The 18,128-nt window shown below is 40.7% G+C and carries 2 protein-coding genes (1 of these 2 cut by a window edge); both read left to right on the forward strand.

Annotated elements, in window-relative coordinates:
* A complete protein-coding gene (locus tag ABVT42_RS18540; RefSeq protein WP_353897373.1) occupies nucleotides 1-17,295 on the forward strand; it encodes an SDR family NAD(P)-dependent oxidoreductase in 17,295 nt (5,764 codons plus the stop codon).
* A protein-coding gene (locus ABVT42_RS18545; protein ID WP_353897372.1) for an amino acid adenylation domain-containing protein crosses the window boundary here: on the forward strand, nucleotides 17,296-18,128 show its beginning. Its footprint extends 4,807 nt past the window's final position; the window shows 833 of its 5,640 coding nt (coding positions 1-833); the start codon lies at nucleotides 17,296-17,298; the stop codon falls past the right edge of the window. It begins immediately after the preceding gene.

Below are 18,128 nucleotides of genomic sequence, written 5' to 3' on the forward strand. Positions count from 1 at the left end.
ATGATCGAGCATGATGTTTTAGTCGAAAAAGCTGAGCTTTATTTAAAGTCTCAGATAGCAAGCGTATCCGATTCACTTGAAGCTGATTTCGATTCGGCGATGCCATTTGCCGAACTTGGAATTGACTCATTCTATGTATTAAAAGTCGTTAAAAAATTAGAAGATGACTTTGGCCGCTTACCTAAGACGTTGCTTTTTGAAAATTTTAACATTAGTGATTTGGCCAATTACTTTGCTAATAAGCATCGGGATAGATTACGTGACGTGGTTAACCACGAAAGCCTAATATTGGTCAATCACGATGAAAATAACCGAGTAGATAGCCAACTTGAAACAAGTGAATGTGAACAAACCGAGCAAACTGTCGAGAAATCATTGCTAGCCAAAACAGAAAAGGTGCGAGATAAATCTACGCCTGTGTCTTCTTCATATCCCGTTTCTTCTCCAATTATCACCTCGTATCAAATAGCCTTGAACGATGACAAGTTATCGCCGCTTATTTATTCTTTATACCAACAATATAAGAATGAATCGTCTGTATCGAGGGGGACTCGAAATATTGCACCTAACTTATTTATTGGCAGTCAAAAGCTTGGGTACTTAAATTATTCGCGTTCAAATAATATTATTTTGGTGTATTCCTATACAGGTAAACCCGAATATTTTTCAGAAGTCGCTCAGGAAATTATTACTCATTGTAAACAAAACCAGTTTCAATTGAATTTTCTGATTGATCAGCGCTTACAAAAGGTTGGTGAACTTGAATTTAGTGCAACTCCATTTGGCGCGATTCAACGAGTGGTCAACTTACAAAGTTTTTCACTGAAAGGGAGCAAGATGCGGCGCTTGCGGTATCTGGTATCTAAGTTTGAAAAAGCCGGACGATGTGAAACCAATGAATATCAAGTTGGCAGCAACGTACAAACCGACCAGCAAATAGTTGATGTTATTGATTGCTGGTGTGAAGAAAGATCGATGGTTAATCCGCTGGTTTATAAGGCAAGAGAGGACATTTTGGCGGGGCAACTTGATAAAGAACATCGTGTGTTTATAACTAAAGTTAATCAGACGTTACAAAATGTCATATTAATTACCGCTGCCTCTCAAAATAATGATAATTACTTGATGGATCTTGAGTTCTATCCCAAGCAAATGCCATTGGGGGGACTAGAATATGCGATTGTAAAAATAATTGAGACGCTAGTTAGTGAAGGCTGTCAGACCTTAAGCCTCGGTGCAACATTTGGTCCTAAACTTGCTGAGTCAGCTAATGCTGATAGTCAAGTAGATCAACTATTGGATAACTTAAGGGAAAAAGAAATATTTAGTGATGAAGGGAATCTTCAGTTTAAAAATAAATTTAGGCCAGTAAACGATATTATTTATTTATGTCATGAGAAGGGGAGTGATACCGCTGATAGTTTAATTGATATTGTTATGATGATTGCCGATCCGGCTAAAATGCAAACATCAGATGAAACAAGTTATACCATCAAGCAAAAATCAGGGATTAAACCGCAAATTAATAAAGCTGAGAATAATGCCGAACAGAAAAGCTTTTCCGATAATTCATCACTAGACAGACAGTTAACTGATAATCGAATACCTGACGAGCTATTAACAGAAGAGCTATTAACAGAAGAGCTATTAACAGACAACCAATCACAAAGCTTAAATATTAATCGCCAGTCACCCGCAGTAATTCGTGGTGTGGAATCGAGTTATTGGAAAAATTTACAATCACATTACTTTAATCCGCTTTTAATCCCATCAGAAAGTATTCGTATAGACGTAAAAACAGATTCATGGGCGCAGTTAAATTTACCTGCGATAGAACAGCATCTGACATTTTTAAATACAGGCTTACAACAACACGCAGACTTTAATGCTGTAATTAATCAGTGTTTTGGTTTTCCTCATGCCATCCTGACCGAATCAGGTCGTTCAGCTGAAGCATTGCTATATGCTTCACTCGATAGAAAAGGTTGTATCTTACAAAATATATTATTTCCAACCCAGCTTTACTACCAAATTGAAAGTGGTTATACACCGCTGGAAATGCCTGATGAGCAAGTGTTTAATCTTTCGGGAGAAAAACAAGAACAAACACTGTTTCGAGGCGGCATAGATCTTGAAAAACTTCAGCAAGCGCTGGCCGATAACCAATCAATTGCATTGGTATGTATTGAAGTTTCAAATAATGCTGCTGGTGGTTATCCTGTTGAAATTTCCCATCTCGAAAAAATTAAACTGCTTTTGACACAGTCTAGTATTCCCTTGGCGCTTGATATCACCCGTATTGTCGAAAATGCACTATTTATTAATACTCAACAACAAGCAGAAAATACACCCAATGATATTTGGCATACCATTCATCAGATTTGTCAATATGCCGATATTATTACCATCAGCCTGGCAAAAGATTTTTGTATTAATAAAGGTGGTGTCGTTGCTGTTAGAGATCAGCAGTTGTTTCATCGATTGCAAACTAACAGTCAACGATTAGGGGTAGGCTTAAATGTGATTGAAAAACGTCAAGTGACACTGGCGTTAACGCTACAACAGTCGATAGTCAAGCGTGTAAAGCTGCGCATGAAAAATGTTGCTACATTATGGCAGCAACTCAATGCTCATCAAATTCCTGTAGTGTCTCCTGCTGGTGGTCACTGTGTTTTAATTGATTGTAAAAAAATAAGCCATTTTCGATTGTTAAAGCAACCTGCGGCATCAATGATTGCTTGGCTATATGCGACAACCGGAATTCGTGCAACCGAGCATAATGTGGGTATGCAAAAGCGAACTTCATTAAATGAATTAGTGCGTCTAGCGGTGCCGGTGGGACTGTCTGCAGAGACCGTTATGCAAATGGCCAAGCTTATCGTTACTGCATTTAATGGAATTAATCAAATTCCTGATCTTATTTTACAAACCAAACAAACGGCTGCGAATGGTGATGTTGAAAACATTTATGCTTTATCCAGTCCACTAATTAGCGATGCGGCTTATCAATCGCCGATTTTAGATAATCCTGATGTTGAGCGCCAAACACCTTCTCCTGATGAGGGTCAATTGGTTTATAATATTAATGCTGAACCAATAAGTGACGTTCAACAATCAAACCCATCAGCTCAAAATGACATTCCGGTTAAAGGTGACGCATTATCTGTACAACATGATATAGCGACTCATTCTAATGCTCAGTCCGATAAACGATTAGATATTGCCATTGTTGGTATGGCGGGACGTTTTCCAAAAGCGAATAATGTTAATGCTCTATGGCAAAATCTGGTAGCAGGTAAAGATTGTATTGAAGAAATACCCGACACAAGATTTGCAATACGTCAGGCAAATCAGTTTTCAAAAAAATATCGCGGTGGTTTTATTGACGATATTGATAAATTTGATTCTCTGTTTTTTAATATTTCTCCACGCGAAGCTGAAATGCTCGACCCACAAGAGCGACTGTTTCTTGAGGTGGCTTGGGAAGCACTGGAGGATGCGGGTTATTATCCAGAAATACTAGCAGCTGAAAATAAACCTCGTAATATTGGTGTATTTGTTGGTGCAGTTTGGGCCATGTATCAAATTTTAGGAACAGAAGAAAAAACGCTGGGTAACGAGGTTAACCCTAACTCCTTCTTTTGGAGTATAGCGAATCGGGTTTCGTATTGGATGAATCTGTGTGGTCCCAGCATAACGCTTGATACAGCCTGTTCATCGAGTTTAACGGCACTATATTTTGCTTGTGAATCACTTGCGCAACAGGAATGCTCGGGCGCAATTGTTGGTGGTGTAAATCTGGATCTGCATCAAAGTAAAATTGATATCAATTCCGCCGGTGGAGCATTATCTAAAGATGGGTTATGTCGTAGTTTTGGTGACGGAGCCAATGGTTATGTTGCCAGTGAAGGGGTTGGTGCAATTTACATCAAACCGTTAAGTCAGGCTAAAAACGATCGTGACAATATCTATGGTATTATTCGTGGTGTAACCGTTAATCATGGCGGCAAAACCAGCGGCTATACGGTTCCGAGTCCAAAGTCTCAGGCCGCTCTGGTACAGCAGGCACTACAGCGCGCAGCATGTGATGCGCGGACTATAGGCTACATTGAAGCTCATGGTACAGGCACTGAGCTTGGCGACCCGATTGAAATTTCTGGATTATGTGAAGCATTTAATCCGTATCAGGTTAAGGCGCAAAGCTGCGCTATTGGTTCTATCAAAAGTAATATCGGTCATCTTGAAGCTGCTGCTGGTGTGGTTAGTGTGTGCAAAGTGTTACTGCAAATGAAACATCGCCAGTTAGTGCCTTCGCTGCATTCAGCAACGCTTAATGAACATATCGATTTTGCCAATTCTCCATTTTTTGTTGTTCAACATAATCAGCCATGGGAAGCTTCCTCAATTAATGGTCAACGTTATCCCTTAAGGGCTGGTATTAGTTCTTTTGGCGCGGGAGGGGCAAATGCGCATGTCATTATTGAAGCTCATTCATCAAATCGTTCACAAAGTGATCTAGTAGAAGGGCTGTTAATATTTCCTTTATCTGCACGAAAGTTGCCGCAGTTAAAACAAATGGCAAAAAATTTACTTAACTTTTTGCAGCAGTCCGAGTCAGCAGATAGCGCAGCAATACAAGATGTCGCATTTACTTTACAATTTGGTCGTAAATCTTTTGAGCAGCGTATTGCTATCATTGCACAAACGCAGTCAGAATTACTGTCGTTATTGCAATGTTATGTCAATGATGAAAAACACGCGCGAATTATTCTCGGGCAAAAAGATAGCGCCATCAGTTTTACCAAATTACTGAGTCGAACTGAGCGGCAGCAGTTTATTCAAATCCTGAAACAAAGACGTGACCCCGAACAATTAGCCAAAACCTGGACTGATGGATTAATTAATCAATGGGATGAACTGATTGAAGAACCGACAGGTTATCGCACTTCGTTGCCCACATATCCATTCGAAGACAAACGCCACTGGGTAAATAGTCTAAAAAATCTTAACGAAAAGCAAACGGCTAAAGTCGCCGGCCTGCATCCATTGATTGACCAAAATGAGTCAACTTTCCAACAACAAATTTTTAGTAAAACCTTTACCGAGCAAGAGTTTTTTATTTTCGACCATCTGGTATCTGAAATTCCGACTCTACCGGGTGTTGCCTATCTAGAGCTGGCTCGAAAAGCTGGAGAGATGGCTACTGGAAGATGTGTTAAAGCGATTCAAAATATTTTGTGGGTGAGTCCATTAACGGTTGTTAATCATCAACCGACAAAAGCCAGAGTCGAATTAAAGCCTTCTGGTCAGAGTGTTCAATTTGAAGTCTATAGCGAATCAGAGAATGGAAGAAAACAACTTTATTCGCAAGGAAAACTCAGTTTTCTCGGTTTAGAGGAAGCACCTGAAATACCAGAGAATATCGATTTAAATGCCATTATTCAGCGTAGCCAAAAAGTAACGGATGGAGCTCATTCTTATCCGTTATTTCAAACTCTTGGATTAGGACTTGGACCAAGCTTTCAAGTGGTACAGGAAGTCTATAAAAATGAGAACGAAATTCTTGGTCGCCTAGCTATTCCCGAACACCGAAAAAGAGATTTCGATGAGTTTATGTTACATCCGTCTTTAGTTGATGGTGCTTTTCAGGTAGGGATGGCCGCTAAATTGAGCGAAGCTCAAGGTGAAATGTTTGTACCTTATTCAATCAAATCGGTCGAAGTTATTCATCCTCTTACTGAAAATTGCTACAGCTATGTGTCACAGGCGAAAGAGGACAGTCACGCCAAATCAAAGCTCTCTAAAGCAAACGTATTGATCGTTGATGAAAATGGCCGAGTACTGGTTAAAATTACTGAGTCTATTGGTATTCCGCTTAATGAAGTTCATGCGGATAAAAACGATGTAAAAGCGAATCAAAAGATATCAATAAATAATGATGAAAGCTTTCAACGTCTCTATTATCAGCCACAATGGGAGACTACTTCTGAGAATAATAAGTTGCTCGAAATGGAACAACTTGTTGGAAAAATTATTCTATTTGATTTTTCTAAAGACAATTCAGATAAAGGTGGTTTGTCCAGCTCTGCATTATCAAGCGGTTTAATCGCCGAGGAAATGGAACAACAATTTCCAAATAATCAATTAATTCTGGTTTCTGCAGGAGAGCGGTTCCAACAACTTTCGGCTAATGAATATTGTATCGATAATCAAAATAGAGCTGATTTTGTTCAATTGCTTGCTGAGTTTGAGAGACAGCAAATTGTTATTGAAAATGTTGTCATCCTGGGTTGCTCACTTACTGTCAGTGTACAACAATCCTTGCCAATTACTGACTTGTTGCAAAGTGCTTATACGCACAGTGTTTTTCCATTGCTTGCATTAACACAAAGTCTGGCTGAACAAAAACTAAAAAACAAAGTGAAGTTGCTTTACTGCTTTCAACCTGAAAGTGAGTCGTCTGAAAATCCTTTGCAGGCAATCAATCTGTCGGTGAACTATGCGATTAATGGTTTTGCAAAAACCTTGCAACTAGAGCACAGCAAGCTGGTTTGTCATGTGTTGTCATTGCCAGCAACGCATTCAGTGGCGGAAAGTTGTGCCGTCCTTTATCAGGAATTGTTAACCGACTTTAATAAAGCACAATTAATTGACTATTGGAATCATACGCGTCAGCGTCAAATAATTGTTAATCTACCGCTAGAGGATATTGCCAAACAGCAGGCCTCTCCCGAATCACAACATATGGGGCTGCGCCATTGTGCGACATATTTAATCACTGGTGGGCTCGGTGGGTTAGGTTTGATTTATGCGCGTTACCTGGCTGAAAAATATCAGGCAAACTTGATACTTACCGGGCGTTCAGCGCTTGACAATAAAAAACAAAAACAACTTGATGAACTCAACAAGTTAGGCGGCAATGTTATTTATCAAGCGGTAGATGTTAGTTGCGTTAAACAGATTCAAAGTTTGCTTGATATTATCAAAGAAAAATTCGGGCAGCTAAATGGTATTATTCATAGTGCTGGAGTCATTCGAGATGCCTTTTTAAGAAATAAAACTCGCCAAGAAATGCAGGATGTCTTCGCCCCCAAGGTGTTAGGAACTGTTCTGTTAGATGAATTAACGCAACAAGAAAAGCTCGACTTTTTTGTAACCTTTTCTTCTTTGGCTGCAATTGGTGGTAATGCTGGACAAGCTGATTATTCCTATGCCAATGCTTTTATGGATGCCTTTATGCATCAGCGCAATATTCTGGTAGAACAAGGTAAACGTTCGGGTAAAAGTTTAACCTTTAACTGGTCTATCTGGCAAAACGGCGGGATGCAGCTAGATGAACAAACAGCATTATTCTTTAAGAAAAACCTCGGTATTTTACCATTGGCTGATAACACCGGGTTACAAGCACTCGAGTTAGCATTAGCTCAATCAACCGCAAATCAAATAGCCGTTGTTGAGGGAATTCAGCATAAAGTAGAAGCCGCCTGGGGAATTAACCAGTCATCGACTAAGCCATATACACAAGATAAGTCAGATGAAGGCATAGCGCAAATCCCTGGTGATCTAACCGCTAAATCACCCGCCGATGTTTCCAGTGCAGCTAATGTCGACCAGGTGGAGATTAAAAATACTGATAATCCAAATGCTGACAGTCCACATACTGTCAGTCAAAATGCCCGTGAAATAAATTCCGCAACTGCAAATGAAAGCGAACTGGCAAAAAGGGTCTATGACGAACTTAGTATGATTGTCATGGATTTTTTAAAGATTGAAGTGGCAGATATTTCACCAGATAAAATTTTACTCGACCTTGGATTTGACTCGATAGGCCTAACAACTTTTGCTAATCTGATTAATGACAAGTACGAATTAGATATTACGCCGGTACTGTTTTTTGAATATCCGTCTTTGATTGAAGTTGCACAGAATCTCGCAAGTGAACACAGTGAAGTGATCACGGCATACTACGGCGAAACATTGACGCCAGTTAATACCAATGAGAATTTAAGCGACAATCATCATGCAACCACTGCTCAAGAACAAGGGGCAACTGCTTCCTTACAAGCATCCGATAATGATGTAATGAATTCTGCTCCACTAGATAGTCAGCAGAACCTATTTACCCAATTAAAATCCTGGGACCCTGATGCCATTGCGATTGAGAAACAGACTGGCCAAAATACATCCGTGGTAAATGGTATTAATAATGAGCATAGTCTTGGAAATAACTCGCAACAAAAAAATGTAACCAGCCTTGATGAGTTTGCTAAACACCGATTTAATCATGAGCCAGTTGCAATCGTTGGTATGAGTGGGGCGATGCCTCAATCTGAAAATCTGGCCGAATTTTGGGATAACTTAAAAAATGCCATAAATATGGTAACCGTTATTCCACAAGAGCGCTGGAACTGGGAAGATTATTACGGCGACCCGATTACCGAAGAAAATAAATCTAACTCCAAATGGGGAGGATTTATGAAACAAGTGAATCAATTTGATCCTTTGTTTTTTGGTATATCGCCTCGTGAAGCTGAATTGATGGATCCACAACAACGCTTATTCATTCAGCATGTGTGGGCAGCGATTGAGGATTCGGGACACAAAATTTCTGATATTTCTGGTACTCGAACGGGATTATTTGTTGGCGTTGCGACTAACGATTATGTCGATTTAATGTCAATGCATAATATCGGTATTGAAGCTTATACTTCTACCGGAAACTCTCATTCGGTTTTAGTGAATAGGGTTTCTTATTTACTGAATATCAGCGGGCCAAGCGCGCCGTTAGATACCGCTTGTTCCAGCTCACTGGTTGCCATGCATCGAGCGTTAGAATCGATTCATTGCCGCAGTAGTGAAATGGCAATTGTTGGTGGTGTACAAGTAATGTCGTCACCATCTGGCTTTATTACTTTCGGCAAAGCTGGCATGTTAAGTAATGATGGAAAATGTAAAACCTTTGATAAAAGAGCCAATGGATACGTTCGAGGAGAAGGGGTTGGCGCAGTTTTCCTAAAACCCTTATCGCGTGCGCAGAAAGATGGCAATCACATATACGCACTGGTGCGAGCGACGGCTGAAAATCATGGCGGGCGAGCAAACGCTTTAACTGCGCCTAACCCTAATGCTCAATCGCAACTTTTAGTCGAAGCCTATCAAAAGGCAGGCATCGATCCTTCAACGATTGGTTATATTGAATGTCATGGTACCGGAACCAGTCTTGGTGATCCGATTGAAATTCAGGCACTCAAAAAAACCTTTAATGAATTATACAAACTTAATCAACTGCCGCTACCAGCAAAGGTCCATTGTGCGCTAGGTTCGGTGAAAACCAATATCGGACATTTAGAAACCGCCGCAGGAATTGCCGGAATTTTGAAGGTTCTGTTAGCAATTAAATATAAAACTTTACCTGCATCACTGCATTTTGAAGAAATCAATCCGTATATTGATTTAAAGGGTAGTCCTTTCTTTATTGTTGATAAAACCCAACCCTGGGTGGCAGCGAAAGATGCAAATGGTCAGGCGCTTCCACGAATTGCAGGTGTTAGCTCTTTTGGGTTTGGTGGTGCCAATGCACACGTCGTTTTACAAGAGTATCTACAACCCGTTGCCAAGACCAACGACCAAAATATAATTCATGAGCAGCAGCCAAAGTTGGTCGTTTTATCGGCAAGAGATGAAAATCGTTTACAAGATTATGTCAAGCTGATACGCAATTATTTAAGTGAATTACTTACCGCAAATGAAATTGATTCATCGCAGCCATCATTAAACCAGATAGCATTTAATTTGCAAGTTGGTCGCGATGCAATGGCTTGTCGTCTTGCTGTTGTTAGTGACAGCATTGAACAGTTACTAAAACAACTGAATGAATATATTATTCATGGTGAACAAGCCGATATCATCACTAAAGACTCTGTTAAATATGAGTTGGTTTATAGCGAGCTTGCTAAACAGCATGATTTAGAAAAGATTAATCCTACTGACTTAAATACATTTTGGGCGAGTAGAGAACTCGAAAAAATCGGCGCTTATTGGGTCGCAGGCAATCAGGTTTCCTGGGAGGCATTTTATGATAGTGAAAGGCCAATGCGACTATCTTTACCAACTTATCCGTTTGCTCAAGAATCCTACTGGTTACCAATAGGCAATACCGCAACAGCTCAAAAGAAAGTCGGTGTTAGCGAAACTCAATTACACCCACTGGTGCATCGTAATGTTTCAACCTTGCAAGAACAAAAATATGCTTCGCGTTTAAATGGTGAAGAATTCTTTTTAGACGACCATCAAGCCGGACAAGATAAAGTATTGCCCGGTGTTGCCTATCTGGAGTTGGCTCGAGCTGCCGTATCGATGGCAGCACAGCATCCGGTTAAACGATTGCGAAAAGTTGTTTGGATGCGTCCATTTATTATTGAAAATGAACCGAAAGAACTGCAAATAGCGCTATTACCAAATCAAAATGAAATTGAGTTTGTTGCCAAATCTATGCAACAAGGTGAAGAGGTTGTACATTGTTCTGGTATTGCTTGTTTGGTGAATGATGCGTTAACGCAAACGACACTGCCATTGCTAGAGATTCAGCAACGTTGTCAGCAAAAAATATTCGATGGTGAAGCGCTTTATCAATATTTACTGTCACTAGGATTAAAGCTGGGGCGTGGATTTCAGGTTGCTCAAAACCTGTTTGCTAATGAACACGAAGCATTGGCGGAATTGCGTTTACCACAACATCTGTTGGATGAGGCGCAACCGTATTTACTGCATCCGGCATTGATGGATGGCACATTCCATTCGACCATTATGGGCTTATTAGAAGCCAGTAAAAATGATATACCACTGGGCGTGCCGTTTACCGTTGGCGATGTGCAAATTTATCACCCGCTAACCAGTCATTGCTTTGCTTATGCAACCTGGGCAATCGATCAGAATAATAATGATAATAATCTGCTAAAACTGAATTTTCATATCCTCGATTCGCAAGGCCGCATTTTAGTAAAAATGCATAACTTTATGGCAAAGCCCTATCAAGTTAGTGATAAATCTCGTTCACTGAGTCAATCGGTTACAGCAAACTTGTCTGATTCGACCAATCTATCGACTGCAAATATTCCGTCGAATGGTGGCGCTATTCAACCAGGGCTGAATCAGTTGATCCCAGTTTGGCATGCTAAAAAGTTATGGCATTCTAAAACATCACGGGCACTAAGTTCTGATTCGAGTTTGGCGCAGTCTGAAGTTATTTTGTTGGGGGATGATCAGCATCAACTCGACTGGTTGATGGCAAGTCAAATTCAAGTGACATCGGTAGAGTTTTCTGCCAACACGATTAGCCAAACCGTAATGCAGCTTGCTCAGTATTCAGCAGTTAAATCAATGGTGTGGATTGCGCCAGATGTATTACCGGTAAATCAAAATTGTGATGAACCCAATAGCGAAATAATTCAACAGCAAGAATGTGGTGTTATTGCACTATTTCATTTAATTAAAGCTATGTTGACACAATGTTCAACATCATTTGATTTCACTTTGATATTAAGCAAAACCCAGCCGGTTTTTACCGATGAAAAAGTTCAGGCAGCACATGCCAGTATTATTGGCTTTATTGGTAGTATTGCAAAGGAGCTACCTCATTGGAACTTTAGATTATTAGATATCGAGTCGCTTGACGCCGTCTCAGCTGAGCACTGCTTATCCGTCCCATTTGATAAACAAGGTAATATTTTATTTTATCGGCAAGCACAATGGTTTGAACAAAAACTGGTGAAGACTTTCGCATTACCTCAGCAGCCTGTCAGTTATCGTCAAAATGGTGTTTATCTTGTCATTGGTGGTGCTGGAGGGCTTGGTGAAGTCTGGTCAAAACATATGATAGAAAACTATCAGGCACAGATAATCTGGTTAGGTCGACGTGAACTGTCTGCTGAGATCCAGCATAAAATTGACCGATTAAAAGCGTTTGGTCCTGCGCCGGTTTACTATCAGGTTGATGCGTTACAAAGTGAGTCATTGTCGGCAGTTAAACAAACAGTATTACAGCAGTTCTCGCAAATACATGGAGTCGTACATTCGGCACTTGTGTTACATGACAAGGCTCTTAATGAACTAGATGAAGCTGGTTTTAGATTAAGTCTGGCCGCTAAAGTTGATATCAGTGTCAATATGGTTGAAGCCTTTGCAACGCTCGATCTCGATTTCATGTTGTTCTTTTCTTCAATTATTGCTTTCTTTAAAACCCCAAGACAATCCAACTATGCGGCTGGCTGTACTTTTAAAGATCAACTGGCGGCCAAATTGCAGCAACAGGTTAATTATCCGGTTAAAGTGATTAACTGGGGATTTTGGGGAAATGTTGGTGTCGTTGCTGATGAATCTTACCAACAGGTGATGGCGCAAATGGGTATTGGTTCAATCGAGCCGAGTGAAGGAATGCAAGTACTTGACTACTTGATGAACTCTCCAAATCATCAGTTAGCTGTTATGAAAACTTTAACCACCGAAGCAACAACAGAAATTTGCGGTGATGAAACGCTACAATACTTACCTGAAAGCCCTAAGGCTATCCATCCAACCATTCGTATCAGTGAAGTTCCCGACAATACTAAAATTATTGAAGATACTGATCTCATTGAAGAGACTGGATTGACTGAAGAGCTTGCGCAGGCAAAGAAAAAACAACAAGACTTTATACAAACGACGCAATCGATAGCCGCGCAGTTCGATAATGGCCCATTGAATCAGTTGCTAGAAGAATTACTAGTGGCGTCGGTAATTCAAACCAGCGACTGGCACAAGTTACAAGCGGCACAATCATCAGCCGCCTGTCGGCAATGTGTGACACAAGCTGATTATGTTCCGTGGTGGTTAGCAACACTAGAATTCTTACAGCAACAAAACTGGATTGATAATTCACTACAATTGATTCGACAACCTCGTGCGCTTGAATCAATCTGGCAAGCATGGGAAGACTACCGGAAAACACAACAAGCTAACGCCAGTCGTCTTGCGCAATTAAATTTATTACAGGCATGTTTACAGGCATTACCTGATATTTTACAGGGTAAGCAAGTGGCCACCGATGTCATGTTTCCACAATCATCCATGCAACTGGTCGAAGGTATTTATCGAAATAATCCAGTGGCGGATTTATTTAATGAAGTGTTAGCCGAACAGTTGATTACCCGGATAAGACTGTTGGTTAAACAAAATCCTGATGCCAAAATTCGCATCCTCGAAATTGGTGCCGGAACTGGCGGCACTACGACTAAATTACTGCCCTTATTAAAAGAAATTACGCAAATCAGCGAGTATTGTTATACTGACTTATCCAAAGCTTTTTTAATGCTTGCTGAGTCACAATTTAAACCCGATTTTGCACCGTTAACGACTGCAATTTTTGATGTCAGTAAACCGCTTCAACCACAAGGGATTACAATAGGCGCCTTTGATTTTGTTATCGCAACAAACGTATTGCATGCAACGCAAGATATCAGACAAACCTTAAAAAATGCAAAAGCCGCCTTAAAAACTGATGGCATGATTTTAATTAATGAGGTGAGTGAGTGGTCCTTATTTGGGCACTTAACCTTTGGCTTGCTCGATGGCTGGTGGCTTTACGATGATGCTGAATTACGTTTGGCTGGTTCACCCGGTTTAGCCGCAGCGCAATGGCAAAAGGTCTTACACCAGCTAGGTTTTGAGCAGATTGCCTTTCCTGCTCAATTTGCACATCAGTTAGGACAGCAAATTATTATAGCCAATAGCAATGGTGAAGTTTTACAAAAAATAGATTGGCAAAATCAAGTATTACAGCCGGTGAGTAATCAGGTTTCTCCAGAAATATTGAAATCATATGTTACGCAAGTGGTTGTGGATGAAATGATTAATGCATTAAAAATTGATGTTAATCTCATTCAGCATGATAAGCCGTTTATGCAATATGGCGTAAATTCAATTATTGGCGTTAATATTATAAAAGGTATTAAAGATGCGCTGACTATCGAGTTAAAAACTGCCAGTCTGTTTGAGTACAATACTCTTGAAAAATTGATTAACTTTATTATTGATGAATGGCAAAGCTATCTGACTGACGCATTGGCAAACAAAAAATTAAAATCAGGTGAACAAGAAAGTGCTAAAGCAAGCGGTCAAATGTCGAATGCTCAAATGCAGTCAGCAAAATCAAATGAACGAACGGAAAAATCAACTTCCCAGCCGTCTGCGAGTAAGCCAACTCAACGGCAATCATCTGATTATATTCGCCAGACTATTATCGATAAATTATCTACCGCACTGAAATTGTCTCCTGACCTCATCAAAGATGAAATATCATTTGCTGATGTAGGTGTTGACTCTATCATCGGGGTTGATCTGGTACGTTCAATTAGTGAAGCCTTAGCGATCGAACTGGAGACAACCAGTCTATTTGAATATAGCAATGTGGCACAGCTAAGCCAATATATTCAAACAAACTGGGGGGATAGTATTAAAGCGCCAGGTGATGAAACGGGTCCACAAAACTCATCAGCGAATTTTTCGGTTGAGGTTTCAGCAAAAACCAGCAGTGAATTTCAATCTGACTTATTACAACTATCGTTAAACGAAACACATCAACAAGACAATTCTTCCGATATTTACATAGCAAATCGTCTGCAAAGTTCGGGCGCACAAATTCATCCACAGTCTATTGCTGTTGATCGTCCCAAAAACTATCAATCTGCGGCACAACAAGCGGCACAACAAGCGGTTGTGCAACAAGCTATTGCGGTGATAGGAATGAGTTGTCGTGTCGCTGAATCTGATGATGTTGACAGCTTTTGGCAAAATATCAGTCAGGGTAAAAATCTGGTTACATCGGTTACTCGTTGGGATGCGCAAGATTGTATTGCGGCATCAATCGAGAGAAAAAATATTGATTCCCTTAATGAAGGTGTGCAATCTAAAATTGACTACTGTGCACAAGGTAGCTTTATTCGCGGGATTGATTTATTCGATGCAGCTTTCTTCCGTATCGGTGAAGAAGAAGCAACTTATATGGATCCCCAACAACGCTTATTTATTCAAGAAGCTTGGCGAGCATTAGAAAATGCAGGATACGTTGGTGAACAAAACCCTTATAAAAATAGCTGTGGAGTGTATGTTGGGGCGACCGGTTCAAACTACAGTCAGCTATTTGACCAGCAGCCGCCTGCACATGCCTTCTGGGGAAATTCCAGTTCGGTAATACCTGCGCGGGTTGCTTATTATCTTGATTTACATGGTCCAGCGATAGCGGTCGATACTGCTTGCTCGAGTTCATTGGTTGCCATCCATTTAGCGTGTCAGGCTTTATGGACTCAGGAAATTAAAATGGCGATAGCCGGTGGTGTCAGTCTACATGCAACAACCGGATTTTATCATGTGGCCAATCGCGCAGGTATGCTATCGCTTAGCGGGGCGTGTCGTTCGTTTGATGAGCAGGCAGACGGATTCGTGCCGGGAGAAGGGGTTGGAGCCGTCATTTTAAAGCCGCTTGCTCAAGCTCAGCAAGATAACGATTTGATTCATGGCATAATCGCCGCCAGCGGAATTAATCAAGATGGCAATTCAAATGGGCTCGTTGCTCCCAATGCTCGTGCACAAGAGCTGTTAGAAAATGAAGTCTATCAGCGTTTTAATATAAACCCCGCTACTATTCAGTATATTGAAACACATGGCACCGGAACCTTGTTGGGTGATGCTATCGAATTTAGCGCGCTGCAACGAGTGTTTGCAAAAGCTTCAACACAAAAACAATATTGTGCGCTGGGAACCGTGAAAAGCAATCTGGGACACACCGGACCGGCTTCGGGCGTTGTTGGATTAATTAAAGTGCTATTATCAATTAAGCATCAGCAAATGCCGGCTAATTTACATTTCCGTCATGCCAATCCATCGATTAATTTTAGTAACAGTTCTTTCTATTTAAATACCCAGCTAACCAAATGGCCTGCAAATGAACAGAATTTACGGCGCGCAGCTATTAGTTCATTTGGATTTAGCGGGACAAACGCCCATCTGGTTGTTGAACAAGCGCCAGCTACTCAAGTGACTGCGGTACAACTGCCTGCATATTGGATAGTCTTATCGGCACAGTCGCTGCCATCATTACAACGACAAGTTAAACAGTTGGTTAACAAACTCGATGAACAAGTTAACTCGCTGTCGCCCGAGGCTTTACAGCAGCAGTGTGCACTGGCAGATTTAAGTTACACCTTGTTTAACGGACGTGCTCACTTTACTCATCGTATCGCTTGTGTGGTGACCGACCATCATCAGCTAATCGAGTTGCTTAGCGGTTGGCTCAATGCACAGAGTAATGAACGATTGTGTTATGGCTGCACGGAAAATGCGCCGCTTAACCTGCAAAAATCACTCGCTAAATTTGCCAGCTATTGTTTACATCAGTGTCAGGTTCAGCAATCACAATTTGTTCAAGGTGAAGCGATCGGTTTTGATGAATATTTTGAAAATTTAATCGCTTTGGCTGATATTTTTGTACGGGGTCATCCAGCTGACTATCAAGGTTTATTTAATTACAAGGCTAACAAACTTGCTTTGCCGGGTTATGCTTTCACCGAAAATTCATATTGGGTAGGTAAAACAACAACACAAACCGATAAGCAATCCATGCGGATTGAGCAAGCCGATTCACAACAGATTTCAAAAACGGATTTACAAGCTGTTTCACAGCAGCCATTTAAACAGCCGACAGACGCTGCGATTACTGAACCGTTTAATCAACAGTGGAATCAACAACAAATCATTGCCTATTGGCTAACACAACAAATTGCACGTTTAATTAATCGGTCTTATCATCAGATCGCAAACAATCTCAATTATTTAGAATTAGGCGTTTCCTCGTTAGGATTGGCTAATTTGATTCAAAAGTTAAATCAAACATTTTCTCTCGATTTACAACCGAGTATTTTATTTGAGCAAACAACGATTGAAGCCTTTGCACAATATCTGGCAAGTGAGCAGCCGCAGATAGCAACGCAGATTACTCAAATTGCTAAGCGCGAAGAAGTGAGTAATCAGTCTGCGTCGAATGTTTCAAGCAATGAGAAAGTCAGCAACAATCAAGAAAGTTCAGATAAACCGCATGTCGCTGAAAACGAAAGGGTTGAATATAAACAAACGGCTGAAGAAAAACAGAATGCTCAAGAAAAGCAAAGCGCATTGGAGAAAAATCTCGATACCAAGGAATTATTAGCGCAACTGATTTGCGATGATGAAACTCAACTTAAAGACTATCAAAAGCTGACTTTTTAAATGCAAACTCTCACCGAGCTGTTAGCTCAGCTAAGTCAAAAATCTATTAAACTGTCAGTCAACAATGACGAGCTGGTGTGTTACGCGCCAAAGGGCGCATTGAATCAATCAATCATCAGCGCTATTGAATATTTTAAGCCGACCTTAATGGCGCTTCTTGCTCAAGGAACACCCGTTCACAAATTCAACAAATACAACGAAGACGATAATTCCCAGCTTAAACTGACAACAAATCATTGCGATACAACGACTGAAACACTAGATCGTGTTTACCAGATTTTTGTACAACAGGTAAAAGCCAATCCACACAAGGCGGCACTAATTTATCAAGATCAAAAGCTGAGCTATTTACAGCTGCTGCAAAAAAGCCAGCAATTGGCCGAATACTTAATCGCTTGCGGTATTCAATCCGAAATGCTGGTTGCTATTTGTATGCCAAAATGTCCTGAAATGATTATTGCAATATTGGGTTGTTTGATGGCTGGCGCGGCTTATGTACCTGTGGATCCTGACTACCCTACAGAGCGAATCAACTTCTTAATCAATGATTCGCAAGCAACAATTGGCTTAACGCATCAAGCTGTTTACGCATCGATTACCGCGACTACCTCACAACCAGATAAGCCGCATGTCTTACAGTGGATTTGTGTGAATTGGGAGCAATTACCGAACCCCCATTATCCAGCACACTTGGTTAACTCATCGGTGATAGCAAATGAGGGTGATATAAATACTAGCGCTACTGGTCAATCTGAGTCTTGTTCACCGCTAGCTTATGTTATTTATACTTCGGGAACTACCGGACAGCCGAAAGGCGTGATGATTGAACATGC

The sequence above is a fragment of the Aliikangiella maris genome (assembly GCF_040719265.1).
Taxonomy (GTDB): Bacteria; Pseudomonadota; Gammaproteobacteria; order Enterobacterales; family Kangiellaceae; genus Aliikangiella; species Aliikangiella maris.

Excerpts from the sequence above, each read along its gene's own strand:
- ABVT42_RS18540 (WP_353897373.1), top strand. The coding sequence starts at position 1 with ATGATCGAGCATGATGTTTTAGTCGAAAAAGCTGAGCTTTATTTAAAG.